General features: G+C 31.7%; 17 protein-coding genes. 8 read left to right on the forward strand and 9 right to left on the reverse strand.

Annotation, left to right across the window (positions count from 1 at the left end):
• Positions 1–98: 98 nt before the first annotated feature.
• Complete coding sequence (locus J2Y38_RS02865) at positions 99–1,517, forward strand: HD domain-containing protein (RefSeq protein ID WP_309839395.1); 1,419 nt, start codon at positions 99–101, stop codon at positions 1,515–1,517.
• Positions 1,518–1,866: 349 nt separating this feature from the next.
• Positions 1,867–2,892: a COX15/CtaA family protein gene (locus tag J2Y38_RS02870; RefSeq protein WP_309839396.1), complete on the forward strand. Its 1,026-nt coding sequence runs from the start codon at positions 1,867–1,869 to the stop codon at positions 2,890–2,892.
• Positions 2,893–2,968: 76 nt separating this feature from the next.
• Here J2Y38_RS02870 and J2Y38_RS02875 read toward each other — a convergent pair whose 3' ends face one another.
• From J2Y38_RS02875 to J2Y38_RS02915, 9 genes are all read right to left on the reverse strand, one after another.
• Complete coding sequence (locus J2Y38_RS02875) at positions 2,969–3,736, reverse strand: LytTR family DNA-binding domain-containing protein (protein WP_053473881.1); 768 nt, start codon at positions 3,734–3,736, stop codon at positions 2,969–2,971.
• Between the two features lie 39 nt (positions 3,737–3,775).
• The gene (locus J2Y38_RS02880; RefSeq protein WP_309839397.1) at positions 3,776–4,144 is read right to left on the reverse strand and encodes a 2TM domain-containing protein; all 369 of its coding nucleotides are present in this window, start codon (positions 4,142–4,144) and stop codon (positions 3,776–3,778) included.
• A gap of 19 nt (positions 4,145–4,163) precedes the next feature.
• Positions 4,164–4,469, reverse strand: a complete 306-nt coding sequence (locus J2Y38_RS02885; protein WP_235992041.1) for a 2TM domain-containing protein — start codon at positions 4,467–4,469, stop codon at positions 4,164–4,166.
• A gap of 2 nt (positions 4,470–4,471) precedes the next feature.
• Entirely contained in the window at positions 4,472–4,801 is a 330-nt protein-coding gene (locus J2Y38_RS02890) for a 2TM domain-containing protein (RefSeq protein ID WP_309839398.1), read from the reverse strand.
• On the reverse strand, positions 4,801–5,106 hold the full coding sequence (locus J2Y38_RS02895; RefSeq protein ID WP_309839399.1) for a 2TM domain-containing protein: 306 nt from the start codon (positions 5,104–5,106) through the stop codon (positions 4,801–4,803). Before J2Y38_RS02895 ends, J2Y38_RS02890 begins: the two co-directional genes overlap by 1 nt.
• On the reverse strand, positions 5,106–6,446 hold the full coding sequence (locus J2Y38_RS02900; RefSeq protein WP_180857994.1) for a histidine kinase: 1,341 nt from the start codon (positions 6,444–6,446) through the stop codon (positions 5,106–5,108). The genes J2Y38_RS02895 and J2Y38_RS02900 overlap by 1 nt, the downstream gene beginning before the upstream one ends.
• Before the next feature lie 20 nt (positions 6,447–6,466).
• A complete protein-coding gene (locus J2Y38_RS02905) occupies positions 6,467–7,087 on the reverse strand; it encodes a hypothetical protein (RefSeq protein ID WP_180857992.1) in 621 nt (206 codons plus the stop codon).
• A gap of 48 nt (positions 7,088–7,135) precedes the next feature.
• A complete protein-coding gene (locus J2Y38_RS02910; protein ID WP_309839400.1) occupies positions 7,136–7,543 on the reverse strand; it encodes a DUF2141 domain-containing protein in 408 nt (135 codons plus the stop codon).
• A gap of 369 nt (positions 7,544–7,912) precedes the next feature.
• Positions 7,913–10,072 carry a TonB-dependent receptor gene (locus J2Y38_RS02915; RefSeq protein ID WP_309839402.1) on the reverse strand — a complete coding sequence of 720 codons (2,160 nt, stop codon included), beginning with the start codon at positions 10,070–10,072 and terminating at the stop codon, positions 7,913–7,915.
• A 139-nt stretch (positions 10,073–10,211) separates the two neighbouring features.
• Between J2Y38_RS02915 and J2Y38_RS02920 the strand changes: the two genes are divergently transcribed.
• From J2Y38_RS02920 to J2Y38_RS02945, 6 genes are all read left to right on the forward strand, one after another.
• Positions 10,212–10,670, forward strand: a complete 459-nt coding sequence (locus tag J2Y38_RS02920) for a DinB family protein (RefSeq protein ID WP_053473872.1) — start codon at positions 10,212–10,214, stop codon at positions 10,668–10,670.
• A gap of 4 nt (positions 10,671–10,674) precedes the next feature.
• Positions 10,675–11,292: a hypothetical protein gene (locus J2Y38_RS02925; protein WP_309839404.1), complete on the forward strand. Its 618-nt coding sequence runs from the start codon at positions 10,675–10,677 to the stop codon at positions 11,290–11,292.
• Between the two features lie 18 nt (positions 11,293–11,310).
• On the forward strand, positions 11,311–11,766 hold the full coding sequence (locus J2Y38_RS02930; protein ID WP_309839406.1) for a YciI family protein: 456 nt from the start codon (positions 11,311–11,313) through the stop codon (positions 11,764–11,766).
• Positions 11,767–11,775: 9 nt separating this feature from the next.
• Entirely contained in the window at positions 11,776–12,351 is a 576-nt protein-coding gene (locus tag J2Y38_RS02935; protein WP_309839408.1) for a sugar O-acetyltransferase, read from the forward strand.
• Positions 12,351–12,740: a VOC family protein gene (locus tag J2Y38_RS02940; protein WP_309839410.1), complete on the forward strand. Its 390-nt coding sequence runs from the start codon at positions 12,351–12,353 to the stop codon at positions 12,738–12,740. The genes J2Y38_RS02935 and J2Y38_RS02940 overlap by 1 nt, the downstream gene beginning before the upstream one ends.
• Before the next feature lie 262 nt (positions 12,741–13,002).
• The gene (locus J2Y38_RS02945) at positions 13,003–14,391 is read left to right on the forward strand and encodes a hypothetical protein (protein ID WP_309839412.1); all 1,389 of its coding nucleotides are present in this window, start codon (positions 13,003–13,005) and stop codon (positions 14,389–14,391) included.
• Positions 14,392–14,457: the final 66 nt, after the last annotated feature.

The following is a 14,457-nucleotide window of genomic DNA, read 5'->3' on the forward strand; positions in this document are numbered from 1 at the left end:
TATGTTGTAAATTTGCATGCATTTCATTTCTTCGAAAATTGAAATCATCTTTATTCAAAAATTAGTGATCCCGATAGCTATCGGGAGTGGCAAACAATATGAACTATAAAACTGCTTTACAAAACAAAATCTTCGATATTATTTCGAAAGCTTCTCAGGAATTAAATGTAGACTCTTATGTGATAGGAGGTTTCGTTCGTGATTTGCTTTTAAACCGAGGTTCTAAAAAAGACATCGACGTTGTAGCAGTTGGAAGCGGCATCGAATTAGCGCTTAAAGTTTCTGATTTACTTCCGAATAAGCCAAAAGTTCAGGTTTTTAAAACTTACGGAACAGCAATGCTTCGTTTTGAAGATACCGATATTGAATTTGTGGGTGCCCGAAAAGAATCTTATAATTTCGACAGCCGAAATCCGATTGTAGAAAACGGAACGCTTCAGGATGACCAAAATCGTCGTGATTTTACAATCAACGCTTTGGCTTTATCTTTAAATAAAAAGAACTTTGGAGATCTTTTGGATCCGTTTAATGGATTGGCGCATTTAGAAAGTAAAACAATCAAAACGCCTTTAGATCCGGATATTACTTATTCTGATGATCCGCTGCGAATGCTTCGTGCAATTCGTTTTGCTACACAGTTGAATTTCGAAATCGAAGAAAATTCTTTGAATGCAATTACCAAAAATGCTGATCGCATCAAGATTATTTCGGGAGAAAGAATTGTAGACGAATTAAACAAAATTCTTTCTACGCCTAAACCATCAACTGGATTTTTACTTTTATATAAAACAGGGCTTTTAGATTTAATCTTACCTGAATTAACAGCTTTAAATCAAGTAGAAGAAATTGAAGGTCATACGCATAAAAACAACTTTTACCATACACTTGAAGTCGTTGATAATATTTGTCCAAATACAGATGATGTTTGGCTGCGATGGTCGGCTTTATTACATGATATTGGAAAAGCTCCAACAAAACGTTTCAATAAAAAACAGGGTTGGACTTTTCACGGACATGAATTTTTAGGTGGAAAAATGGCGAAAAAAATATTCGAACGTTTGCATATGCCATTGAATCACAAAATGAAATTTGTGCAAAAAATGGTTATAATGAGTTCTCGTCCGATTGTTTTGGCGCAGGATATAGTAACCGACAGCGCAGTGCGTCGTTTGGTTTTTGATGCGGGTGAAGATGTTGAGGATTTAATGACTTTATGTGAAGCTGATATTACAACCAAAAACCCAGCGAAGTTTAAGAAATATCATAAAAACTTTGAAATTGTTCGCAAGAAAATTGTTGAAGTCGAAGAACGCGATCATGTTCGTAATTTTCAACCGCCAATTTCCGGTGAAGAGATTATGGAAATGTTTGATTTGAAACCTTCACGAGAAATTGGAGTTTTAAAGGAAGCCGTAAAAGAAGCGATTTTAGAAGGAGATATTCCAAATGAATATCAAGCCGCATATGATTTTGTGATTAAAAGAGCTGCGAAGTTAAATCTTACCCTAAAAAAATAATGATAGCTATCGGAGTCATCTTTTTATTGATTATTATATCAGTCTTTTTATCAACTAATATACTTTTTTATAGAAAGCTTAAAAACATTAACAAGGTACGGTTTAAACATATTATACTTTATTTTTTGTTCTCTGTTGCTTCAGCTTTTATAATTGCAATACTATATTATTTTTTTGAAAAATATATTCTAATTAGTTTATTTGGAAATGAATTCCATGCATCTATTACTGAAAGGATAATAAAATTTATTATGCTATTTTCATCTTTTATATATGGGAGTTTTTATTTTTCAAAATTTTACATCAATAAATTAACAAAAACAAACGAAATCGAATTAATCGGAAAAGAATGAAAAAAGAGAATAAATCAGTAATCATTTGGTTACTATCAGGTTGTGTTTTATTATTTTTAATGGTTGTCGTGGGTGGAATCACACGTTTAACCAATTCAGGTTTATCAATGACGGACTGGCATTTGGTTACCGACACATTTCCTCCTTTAACGGATGCAAAATGGCAAGCCGCTTTTGATGAATATAAAAAATTTCCTGAGTACCAAAAAATCAATATTCACAACGATTTTCAATTAGCAGATTATAAATTCATTTATTTCTGGGAATGGTTTCACCGTTTCATCGGTCGTATAATTGGATTGGTTTTCTTTGTGCCTTTTGTTTATTTCTTAATCAGAAAGAAATTAGATACTCCAACAATTAAAAAATGTATTGTTCTTTTAGCAATGGGAGCTTTTCAAGGTTTTCTTGGATGGTTTATGGTTCGAAGCGGATTAATTGATAATCCGGATGTAAGCCATTTTAGACTTTCCTTACACTTAACTTTTGCTTTTGTCACTTTTGCTTACACACTTTGGGTAGCGTTAGATTTGATTTATCCTGAAAGAAATATCAATAAAATATTACCGCTTCGTACAATTGCCAGATATGCTTTAGTCGCTTTATTGATCCAGATTATTTATGGTGGATTTGTTGCGGGATTAAACGCCGGATTAATTCATAATCACTGGCCTTTAATGAGCGATGGAGAATTTATTCACGAATCGGTTTTTATTGAGCAGTCTAGCTTGATTAAAAATTTAATTGAAGGAAAAAGTGGCGTTCAGTTCGTACACAGAACTTTTGCTTATGTTGTAGTTGCAATTATTCTTTTCCTTTTCTTCAAAAGCAAAAAATATACGCTTACGAATACACAATCAAACGGAATCAATACTTTAGTTGTTTTTGTTTTTATACAATTCCTTCTTGGTGTTTTTACATTATTATACAGCGTGCCTTTGGCTCTAGGATTAATTCATCAAATTATGGCATTTTTCCTTTTGAGCGCCATGACATATACATTGCATAGATTGAGTAAATAATGTTTTGAATAAAATAAAAAAGAGCCGAAAATTTCGGCTCTTTTTTATTTTATATAATTGGGACTAGAAAATTATTTTATCCCAGCCAGGTTTTAAAATCCTGCACTTTTTCACGGCTTACAATAACCTCATCTTCTTTATAAGTTGGTAAAATTACTTTTAAACGTGAATTGGTATAAACCTGAATTTCTTTAATGGCCTGAAGCGGAACAATAAATTTTCTGCTTACGCGAAAGAAATCCTTTTTGTCTAATTCCTGTTCCAGAATCTCTAAAGTTGAATCGATTAAGTAGTTTCGATTGTCATAAGTATGGATATATGTTCCTTTGTTTTCACTAAAAAAACATTCAATTTCTTCTGTTGTAATTACTTTTAAATGCTGGCCAATTTTAACCGTAAATCTCTTTTTATAAGTCTTCTCAAAGGGATTTGAGAGCATTTGGCGAATCTGTTCAAAATCAAGCTGTACGTTTGAAGTTTCAGAAGCTGTTTTCGGAAGTCGGGATTTAAATTTTGAAACCGCTGCTTCGAGATCATCTTCGTCAATTGGTTTTAGAAGATAATCTATGCTATTTAGTTTAAACGCTTTTAATGCATATTCATCATAAGCTGTTGTAAAAATAATAGCGCTTTTAATATCTATTTTTTCAAAAATTTCAAACGACAATCCATCTGACAATTGTATATCCAGAAAAATCAAATCCGGATGCTGGTTATTGCTAAACCAATGAACTGATTCTTCAACCGAATGAAGCATCGTTTCTACGGTAACGTCTAACTTTTCAAGTTTTCTTTGCAGCAATCTTGCAGCTGGTTTTTCGTCTTCTATAATTAATGTGATCATTTACTATATACAAAATTTAGAAAAAATAGTATTTCAAAGTTACTCCCATTTATTTGTATTCGCGGCTTCTTTCTCCATATATTTTTGGATTTTCTTTTGCTCCCAATCGTCACTAAAGAAAAGATCACGGCCAAAAACAGACATTGCGTGCGCCAATAAACCAATTCCCCAGAAAAATGCTGTTGAATAAGTCTGCCAGTCCATTAATCCGCTTTCATGAATATTTTCGCTAAAAATATCCCTGTTTAAATTTGCGATTATAATGATTACATTCACAATAATATAAACTCTTAAATGCGAGTAGAAACCTTTTAACCTTTTAACTTTTCTATAAGCATTATTATAATTTTCGTCTGTGCTGAATTCGTGTGCATATTCTTCGTACATGCGTCTTCTAAAACGTCCCATAATATTTATTTCTTTAAAATTATTTCCATTTATTTTTATTCTCTTTTTCCTTTTCCATAAACTCTTTGATTTTTCTTTCTTCCCAGTCTTTTCCTAAAACCGGAAATACTTCAAAAACCTTTAATCCATGAAAAACAACTCCAATTCCCCACCACATTAACGGCCAGAAAAACCATAAATATTTTGGTGAAGTATATAGATTAATGAAAATCAAAATTGCGTTTACTAAAATATAAGCAACAAGATTTCCGTAAAACCCTTTAATACTTTCTACTTTCTTTTTTGCTAAAAAGTATTTATCATCTTCATTAAAATTCATTTCCATGATTACTCCCATTTTTGTGTTCTGTTTTTCTTTTCTAAAAGGCTTCTCAATTTTCTTTCTTCCCATTCCTTGCCGAATATTTTGAAAGAAACAAACATATCAATTGCGGAACCTACATATACTGCAGACCAAATAATTACTACCACTCCGTTTAAAAAATGTATCGGAAAGAAGTTTAATGGCAATTCTGTATATTCTTTCAATACATAAAGAATCATTGCAGCGGCATACAGAAAAGTGTGTTTGTAAAATGATTTTAGTTTCACCACTTTTTTACTTGCCAGCTCTTTCAAAACATTTTCTTCTGAACTATTATTAGAATTTGTTTCCATTATTCCCAAGTTTTTTGATTGCGTTCTTTCTCTAAAATTTCCCTGATTTTTCTTTCCTCCCATTTTTTATTAAAAAAAGGCGGAAGGTTAAAAACCTTTAATCCGTGTAAAACAACTCCTATTCCCCATCCCATTAAACACCATATAAACCATAAATATCCCGGCGAAGTCATAATATTAACCACAATTACAATTGGATTTACAAGTACATATACTGTGAGATGTTCATAAAATTCTCTTAGTTCTTTTACTCTTTTTTGAGCCTGATAATATCTTTCACCTTCGGCATAATTCTTTTCCGTCATTATTTCCAGGTTTTTTGATTATTTTCTTTCTCTAAAATCTCTCTGATTTTTCGTTCTTCCCAATCAGAGCTGTAACCAAAAACTTTAAAAGCATGCATCGCAACTCCAAATCCCCATCCTAAAGCCGAGAACCAAAACCATTGAAATCCTGGTGAAAATTTTAAATTGATGAAAACTAAAAACGGAATGACACATAAATATGAAATTACATTTCCGTAAAATCCTTTCAACTCTTCTACTCTCTTTTTAGCTCTGTAATACGCTTTTGCTTCGTCATTATATTCTGTACTAATGTCCATAACTGCAATTTGTTTAGTTAAAATTGGAATCTTAACCGAGAAGTTCTTTTCATCCTGCTCAATCAGCACTTTTCTGTCGGTTATAATTCCGTAACGGTTTACAATATTCTGCAATCCAACGCCTTGCCTGTCCTGCAGAACTTCTTTTTTCTGAAGATCATTTTGAATAACCAAATAATCTTTGTCAATAAAAATTCTAATATGTAATGGCTTCTGTTCGCTTACCACATTGTGTTTTACTGTATTTTCCAGTAAAAGCTGTAAAGAAAGCGGAACCACTTTGGCATCCGGATTTATATTTCCTGCTGGCAATTCATAAAACAAACTGTTTTCGAAACGCATTTTCAGCAGGTTCATATAAGTTTTTGCAAATGATAATTCATCTTCTACAGAAACCAGTTCTTTATCTTTTTGTTCTAAAACATATCTGTAAATTTTAGATAAAGAAGTGGTGAACCGCTGTGCGTTATCCGGATTTTCTTCAATTAAAGAACTAAGAACATTTAAGCTGTTAAAAAGAAAATGCGGGTCGATTTGATTTTTTAAACTTTCGAATTTGGCGTTTGCCGTTCCCGCAATTATCTTTTGCTGTATAACCTTATTTTCCTGATATAATTTGTAAAAATGTAATGCGTGAAATATCAGCAAAACGATAAAAGTAATGACCGAAGATTCTATATAATTTGCCGGATCTTCATTTGCCAAAAAGCTTAATAACGGGCGTCTTTCTATAACAACCTGCGTGAAAATGCGCAGTACAAAAATGACGAAAAGCGAAATGAAAAATGAACTTATAAACCCTATAAAAATTCTTCTGGCAGAAAACCTGTTTGCTCCTTCAAAAACCTTATCTAAATACACAAATAGAGAAGCATTTACCACGTACAAAACAACGCTGTACAACATACAGTACAAAAAATAGATGTACAAATCTTTGGTAAAAACTGCAGTTCCAAATGATGCAAAGCGAATCAGGAAGGAAAATAAAAATACTACTCCGCCAATTAAAAACGCTTTAAATAGATTTGGTTTTAAGGTCATTCTTTTATTTTTTTATAAAATTATTTACAATTTTTTTGAGTTTCCAAAGCTCTGTCTAATCCCCACTTAGGAGAAAAAGGAGTTTCTGGTTTAAAAGTAGCAAAAAGTTCTATAGCTTTATCAACTTGAGCACAAAGTGGTTTTGTATCAACTCCTGTCCATTTTGCACCGCCTATTTGGTAATCAGCTTCTCCAAAAACAATTCTTGGATTGTTTGGGTCAATCGCTTTTCCTTTTGCGTAAGCTTCCATTACTTTAGCCGAATATTTCATTCCGTTTGTCATTGGGTCAGCCACAACATATCCTGTATAAATTAAAGCTTGCAAAGCATAAAGTTCAGCATTGTTTTGATCTTTAATAAATTCAACATCTAATGCGTCTTGTGCTTTTGTCAATAACAAATCGATTTTTGTTTTATCTTTTTCAGTAAAAACCGCTGTTGCATTCATCAAAGCAATATAATAATTTGGCAGATAACTGGTTTTATCAGCAGAAGCAATTCTTTCAAATAATGCCGAAGCTTCTGTAGTTTTGCCTTCTTTCCAAAGCGCGAAAGCTTTAGTCATTCCTTGCTCAAATTGAGTTTGAGCTGAACTTATTACTACAACAAATAATGCGATTAACGTGATGATTTTTTTCATTTTATAAGTAATTTAAATGGTTATTTTGATTTGTTTGCTAGTTACTGTTTATAATATAATTTCAATTTTTGAATCTTTTGCTATAACAAATTTAGCATCTTTATAGGAAGGCGGCCCCATAAATCCTTTTGCATTGTTTGAAGCTGCATAATCTTCAGAAGGTATTCCCATCGCGTTTCTATCAAGCTTACCGTTATTGTTTTCATCGTGATATGTCGAAATTGCATATTCTCCCGAAGGAAGATTGTCAAATGTTACGATAACTTCATTGTTTTTAATTTCAGAAGAAAGACTTTTGTAAGTCGTTTTAAGAAACGTACCGTCTGAGTTATACAAACCTACTTTTACAATTCCAGTATTGTTTTTTATACCTGAAACAGCAACAGTTAATTTTACATTTTGAGCAGACATTAAGCTGCAGATAAATAACGTGATTAGTGTAATAATTTTGGTCATGATTCTTTTTTTTAAAGTTTCTAAGATTCTAAGGTTCTGAGATTCTAAGTTTTTTTGTTGATGATTAAAACTCTTTTTTCTAGGCTCAAAGGTTCTGAGTTACAAAGGGACAAAGGTTTGACTTTCTTATTATTGACATTCTAAAAAACTTTGAACCTTTGTCACTTTGTTTCTTTGTACCTTTTAATTTATACTTCAAAAGTATATCAGATTTTACCTTCTTAAAATTAAATGATACTGAGTTGTTGATTTTTGATGCTGAATTGTTTTTTTTTGAGGTTCTAAGATTCTGAGATACTAAGGTTCTAAGTTTTTTTTCTTAGTTTCTAAAATCTTAGCATCTCAGAACCTTAGCAACTTAGCATCTTTTTAAAGATTCTTCAACTGATTCTCGCTCTTATTCTGGCTGATCGTCCAGAAGAAACCTACGAAGAAAAATCTATCTGCGGTTGGTGTAATTGCTTGTCTATTATACACTCCGTTTGGATCTGGTAATTTTGCGTAATCGTATCCAAAGATATTCTGCGTTCCTAAAAGGTTTGAAACTGAGAAATAAAGGATTTTTTGTGTTGTCAATAAATACGCCCAGTTAAAACTCAAACTATTATACGATTTTGTTTTTCCGTTCATGAATTGCGTTTGATTTGGATCGTTATACGGACGACCTGAACTGTAACTATTTGTAAATCCAATTTGTGATTTCCAGTCCGTAATGAAATATTTCGTTACAACAGATAAGGTATGATTTGCAATAAAACTTGGCGTTGCCATTGTTGGAAAATTCTTGTATTGTCTTTCTGAATCGATATAAGAATAGGATATCCAATATTCTAAATTTTTATACAAGTTGCTGTCTCTCCAAAATAAATCCAATCCTTTTGCATATCCTTTTCCGTTATTATTGAAAACCGAATTGTACTGAATATCTCTCGTATCGTATTGCACTAAATTGCTGTAATCTTTATAATAAGCTTCGGCTCTAAAAGTTTGTCCCGGCTGTGTAAACTGATAATTTAAAATATAATGCTGTGCTTTTTCGCTTTCAAACTGATGGTATTTTGAATACTTAATATAATCTACAACAGGCGTTTGAGAAAAATCTCCGTAAGCAAATGAAAACTGGCTGCTTTTTGAAACTTTGTATGCTATTGAAGCTCTTGGCGCAATATTATTTTCGTTTAATAAACTGTTGTTCGAATATCTCAAACCAACTTTCATTGCCAGTTTTTTAGAGAATAAAATATCTGCTTCGGTATAAGCTGCAAAAATGTTAGAATCATATCCGTTTTTAACATCAATAGAAACATTGTCATCAAAATTTTCATTGAATTTGGTAATGAAATAATCTGTTCCAAAAGACAATTTGAAATAGTTCGAAACTTTCTTTCCTAGTTTTAATTTCAACTGTGCAGCATTTTCATCTGTATTGATATCATTAATGTCGTATTTTGTTTTGTTTTTGCTGTAACCGTAACTAATTCCAGAAGTTAACTGCCATCCCGTTCCAAAAGTTCCTTTATAAGAAGAATTTAAATAGAAGTTATTATTGTTTAAATCTGTTCTGATAGGATTCTCGAAGTTGATATTTTTCTGATTCAAATCGAATTTTTCAGAATCAAAAGCCGCATATAATTTGAAGATTCCGTTTGTAAAATTGTATCGGTAAACCGTTTCTCCTCCAAGAGATTGATACGGATTATTCCAGTCAACATTTTGTGGAATTACAGCCTGATAAGGCGCTAAATTAATATAAGCCATATTGACACTTAACGAACTTTTTGTCCATTTTTGAGTATTTCCTAAACTCAAACCAACCGTCATTAAACCAATATCTGTTTTATTATGATCTGGTTCATCCTGCGTATTTAAAAGTAAAACACTTGATAAAGCTTCACCATATTCTGCCGAGTAACCTCCGGTAGAAAAAGCAATTCCGCTGAATAAAAAAGGAGAAAAACGGCTTCTTGTTGGTAAATTATTAGTTGTTGCTCCGTACGGTTGTGCCACGCGAATTCCGTCAACAAAAGTCTGTGTTTCACTGGCTTCTCCACCACGTACAAATAAACGTCCGTCTTCGCCCACACTTTGCGTTCCAGGCAAAGTCTGCAAAGCGGCAACAATATTTCCGGCAGAACCTGCAGTTGTTACAATATCTAAAGGTTTTAAAACCGAAACTCTTGCTTTATCTCCAGATTCTAAAGTTCCGGCTGTAATGACAACGGCATCAAGAGCATTTACATTTTCTCTTAGTTTTACCGTTTGATCTTTAAAGTTGGTAACATCAATTTCTTTTTTGAAAGTTTCGAAAAGTAAAAAGCTTACTACTAAAAACTGATTTCCTGTTGCAGAAGTTTCAAAAGAGAAATCTCCAGTTTCAGAACTTGTTGCTCCATCGTAAGTTCCGTCTATATAAATATTCGCTCCGGCAACTGGTTTTCCTTTTTGGTCCAAAACTTTTCCTGAGATAACATTTTGTGCAAAAGTAAAAGTGCTTAGTAATAATAAAATAAAAGTAATTCTGGTTTTCATGATATTGGTTTTTGATGAGGCAAATGTATTTTAACATTTCCTGTTAAAAAATATATAATAACCCAATTGTAGAATTTTAAGGATGAGTTGTAAAATACTAATTTGTATCTTAGCTAGAAATTGAAAAACATCGTTAATCATGTCAGAAAGTAAAAGAGTTTCGAACTTGTACCAATCCATTTATAATGGAAATCCGTGGCTTGAAGTTACCTTAGCAGATACTTTAAAAGATGTAACTGCGGCTCAGGCTTATAAAAAAATCAACCCTAATTTAAACACGATTTGGGAAATTGTCAATCACCTAATACAATGGAGAAGAAACATATTAAAACGTGTTCAGGGTGAAATAATCACAACTCCCGATCATAATTATTTTGTACCCATTTTAGATTCATCAGAGCCGGCCTGGGAACAATCATTGCAGAGTCTGGCAAAATCTCAGGAAATGTGGAATGATTGTTTGAGTAATTTTAATGATGCGGATTTTGAGAAAATAGATCAAAATAATAATCATAATTTTTATGAAGATATTCACGGAATCATCCAGCATGACGTTTATCATTTGGGACAAATTGTTATTTTGAAAAAGCTGCTTTAGTAGTATGATTAAAAATATTGATAAAATACAGAACTTACTTCCTTTAGGATATCTTTTTCTTATCCTTTTAGGAATAACAAAGGATAGCATTTTTTACTATCTGCTTGGTATAAACATTATCAGATATTCGTCTATTATGGATATTTTGATAAGTCCGTTAGCAGCAACGATGTCACATCCAGTGTTTTTTGTAACTGTATTAGCATTATTTATTTTTTATTATAATGTGCCAAAATTGTTATTAAATAAGAAAGGTAAAAATTGGCTGCCTAAAATTACTGGTGTAAAAACCGGTCCTGAATTCGAGAAATTACCCGAAAATGAAAAACTAGAATATTATAATATAATTGCAATACAATCTTTAAGTACTTTTTTAATTTCTGTTTTTTTAGGATATGGGCTAGCAGATGGTATATCAATCTCTAATAAAATAAAAAACAACACATTAAACTATAACTACACATTAAATTATAGTGATGAAAAATCTGAAAATATTTATATAATTGGTTCTAATACTGCTTATTACTTTTATACAACACAAGGAAATCCAACTATAAAAATTGCACCTATTAGTTCGATAAAAAATCTGGAATTCACAAAAAACAAAATGCTGGACAAATAACAAGAAATATTCTTAAAAATGAAAAATTCAATTTTAATCCTGCTTCTTTTACTTTGCAACTTTGGTTTTTCACAAGAAACTGAAGTTAAATTCGATGAAAATCTGGCAAAATCTCTAAATGCAGATGAATACGGAATGAAGAAATATGTTTTCTGTCTTTTAAAATCGGGAACTAATACAACGGCTTCAAAAGAAGAAACCAAAAAATTGTTTGAAGGACATATGGCAAACATCAATAAACTGGCAAAAGAAGGAAAACTCGTTGTGGCAGGGCCTTTTATGAAAAACGACAGAAATTATAGAGGTATTTATATTTTTAACGTAGAAACTGTCGACGAAGCAAAAGCGCTTGTAGCAACAGATCCTGCCATAAAAGCCAATTTACTCGAAGCCGAATTAACGCCTTGGTACTGCACCGCAGCTTTGCAGGAAACTGTAAAAATTCATGAGAAAATCGCTAAGACGAAAATGTAATACCTTATAATGAAGACAGAAAAAGAAAAAATGATTTCGGGTGAATACTATAACGCTTTTGACCTTGAATTAGTAAAAGGCCGCCGAACTGCAAAAAATCTTTTACACAGTTTAAATGTAAAAGAATATAGAGTTACCAAAAAAGCAAAAGAAATTTTAAAAGAACTGATTCCCAATACTGGAGCCGGTTTTTACATCGAACCACCTTTTCATTGTGATTACGGTTATAATATTTTTTGTGGCGAAAACGTTTATTTTAATGTGAATTGCGTTGTTCTGGATTGTGCGCCTGTAAATATTGGTTCGAATGTATTTATTGCGCCAAATGTTCAAATTTATACCGCATCACATCCTCTTGACGCTGAATTACGAAAATCATTAGAAAATGCTTATCCGGTTACAATTGGCGACGATTGCTGGATTGGTGGAAATTCAGTTATTTGTCCGGGTGTGACAATTGGAAAAGGCTGTGTTATTGGCGCCGGATCTGTTGTTACAAAAGATATTCCTGATAATTCATTAGCCGTTGGAAATCCGGCAAAAGTAATCCGAAAATTAAATCAAGAACCTGAATCAAAAAAATAATGCTTACCCTAAATAAAGTTCACCATATTGCCATTTTATGCTCTGATTTTCAAAAATCTAAAACTTTTTATACCGAAATTTTAGGTTTAACAGTTATCAGAGAAATTTACAGAGAAGAACGCCAGTCGTATAAATTAGATTTGGCTTTAAATGGAATTTATGTAATTGAATTGTTTTCATTCCCAGATCCGCCAAAAAGACCTTCAAGACCAGAAGCGGTTGGATTACGTCATTTAGCATTTGAAGTAATTAATCTCAATGAAACTGTTGCTTTTTTGACTTCAAAAAACATAGAATCTGAGCCTATCAGAATTGATGAAACGACAGAAAAACGTTTTACTTTTATCGCAGATCCTGATTTACTGCCGATAGAGTTTTATGAGAGATAAGTTTTTGCCGCGAAGGCACTAAGGCGCGAAGTTTTTTTTCTCATTTTATATCATTACGTATGTAAAAAAATATTTCAATTGCTTCCAGCTTTAGCTGGATGATTAAAAAAGCAAAACTTGAAAGGCTTTAGCCCAAAAATACAGTAATTTGGCTAAAGCTTTTTTTATTCAAATTTTATTTGTCTACAGATTTTACAAATCGTCCCCAACCTTTATACTAAAAAAACACTCTATTAAAGAAAAGAAATTCTAAAACATAGATATGAGATTATTTTACTTATTTATTTTAATTTTTTTTCCTCTAATTCTGTGCAGTCAGGAAAATAGAATAATCCAAATGATAGATGGTGAACCGATAAAAAACGGGGTATTTTTAAAATCTACCCCAGAAGGATGGACTTTTGCTAACAAAAAAGGAGTTCAATATAACAGATCGTTCAAATCAGTTTTTAGCATTAATAACGGAATGGTCAGAGTTGAAGAAAATCTGCCTGCAGATCAAATTAAAAGGAAAACCAAAGGAAAAACTGCCAATGTAAGTGAAATTTATATTTTAGAAATCATGAAACAACTAGGCGACATTCACTATTATTATTTTCAAGATCGATATATAAAAGTTGGGTATCATGAAGATAATTCAAATAAGTTAGATTATACTATTGAACTTAATGAACAGACTGATGCCGTGGGCTTTGCTGGTTCCAGAGACAGCAAATATGCAAAAATTAATAAGAACGGAGACGTTTTAACAGATTTTAAATACGACCATAGTTTTAGATTTTTCACTGTCACTAAAAGAAATAAAAGCATAAAAACCTATGTAAAATTAGATTACTATTCCGGTAAAGAAATTTTCAAAACAAAAGACAGTCTTGTAAGATATTGGGACCCTAACAACTATATTGTCAAAAACACCAAGACTAAAAAATATTTTTTTACTTACGATTCTCATACTTACAAAGTACCAAAAGAGTTTATCTACATAAAAAGCTTATCACAGAAAAGTAAAATTTTTGCCTATCACTTTTACAATCATAAAAAAGAGATTCATGAATATGGTTTTATTACACTTAAAGGAAAAAAATTAAAAACTGATTTAGAACCGCTTTCTACTTTCTATAATGGCCATTGTATCGTGAAGGAAGAAATAAAAGATAGTCTCCAAAAAACAACAACTATTATTAAAATTGTAAATGAACAATTAGAAAGCATCAAAATACTAACCGATGCTCAAATAGCTAGTGATTTCGATAGTTATGGAAACGTCATTATTACATATCCGGTAGGAGAAATACAGAACATTCGTTTTAAAGATTGTGTAATTGACTATAAAGGAAATTATATTATTACTCCTGAAGGAGATTGGAACAAAATATGGGAAGTATCTGAGGGTATTTATCATCGTGAAGTATATCATTTTAAGCTAATAGAAAATTTATGGAGCAATACCACAGATGAATATTACTACAACCAAAAGGGCGAAAAATTATTTGAAGTTTCAACAGATGGTTTAAATAGACCTTTATTTTTTATTAGCGAAAAAATCAATTATTTCCGCATGTCTAGTACACAAAATATTATTATGACTTTGGATAAGCAAAATAACATATTGGAAAGTACTGTATCCGGTATAGTTGAAACCAAGTTATAAACGAATAAAACGTTATGCAATGAAAAACACACTGAAAGAATTTTCTTATTTTAATAATTTTAACAT

This window comes from Flavobacterium sp. 2755 (assembly GCF_031455715.1).
Classification (GTDB): Bacteria; Bacteroidota; Bacteroidia; order Flavobacteriales; family Flavobacteriaceae; genus Flavobacterium.

Bases quoted from the DNA above. Each gene is read 5' to 3' on its own strand.
- J2Y38_RS02915 (WP_309839402.1), bottom strand. From the start codon at position 10,072: ATGAAAACCAGAATTACTTTTATTTTATTATTACTAAGCACTTTTACT.
- J2Y38_RS02890 (WP_309839398.1), bottom strand. From the start codon at position 4,801: ATGGAAACAAATTCTAATAATAGTTCAGAAGAAAATGTTTTGAAAGAG.
- J2Y38_RS02880 (WP_309839397.1), bottom strand. From the start codon at position 4,144: ATGGGACGTTTTAGAAGACGCATGTACGAAGAATATGCACACGAATTC.
- J2Y38_RS02940 (WP_309839410.1), top strand. From the start codon at position 12,351: ATGCTTACCCTAAATAAAGTTCACCATATTGCCATTTTATGCTCTGAT.
- J2Y38_RS02925 (WP_309839404.1), top strand. From the start codon at position 10,675: ATGATTAAAAATATTGATAAAATACAGAACTTACTTCCTTTAGGATAT.
- J2Y38_RS02895 (WP_309839399.1), bottom strand. From the start codon at position 5,106: ATGACGGAAAAGAATTATGCCGAAGGTGAAAGATATTATCAGGCTCAA.
- J2Y38_RS02900 (WP_180857994.1), bottom strand. From the start codon at position 6,446: ATGACCTTAAAACCAAATCTATTTAAAGCGTTTTTAATTGGCGGAGTA.
- J2Y38_RS02945 (WP_309839412.1), top strand. From the start codon at position 13,003: ATGAGATTATTTTACTTATTTATTTTAATTTTTTTTCCTCTAATTCTG.
- J2Y38_RS02875 (WP_053473881.1), bottom strand. From the start codon at position 3,736: ATGATCACATTAATTATAGAAGACGAAAAACCAGCTGCAAGATTGCTG.
- J2Y38_RS02935 (WP_309839408.1), top strand. From the start codon at position 11,776: ATGAAGACAGAAAAAGAAAAAATGATTTCGGGTGAATACTATAACGCT.
- J2Y38_RS02910 (WP_309839400.1), bottom strand. From the start codon at position 7,543: ATGACCAAAATTATTACACTAATCACGTTATTTATCTGCAGCTTAATG.
- J2Y38_RS02870 (WP_309839396.1), top strand. From the start codon at position 1,867: ATGAAAAAAGAGAATAAATCAGTAATCATTTGGTTACTATCAGGTTGT.
- J2Y38_RS02885 (WP_235992041.1), bottom strand. From the start codon at position 4,469: ATGGAAATGAATTTTAATGAAGATGATAAATACTTTTTAGCAAAAAAG.
- J2Y38_RS02905 (WP_180857992.1), bottom strand. From the start codon at position 7,087: ATGAAAAAAATCATCACGTTAATCGCATTATTTGTTGTAGTAATAAGT.
- J2Y38_RS02930 (WP_309839406.1), top strand. From the start codon at position 11,311: ATGAAAAATTCAATTTTAATCCTGCTTCTTTTACTTTGCAACTTTGGT.
- J2Y38_RS02865 (WP_309839395.1), top strand. From the start codon at position 99: ATGAACTATAAAACTGCTTTACAAAACAAAATCTTCGATATTATTTCG.
- J2Y38_RS02920 (WP_053473872.1), top strand. From the start codon at position 10,212: ATGTCAGAAAGTAAAAGAGTTTCGAACTTGTACCAATCCATTTATAAT.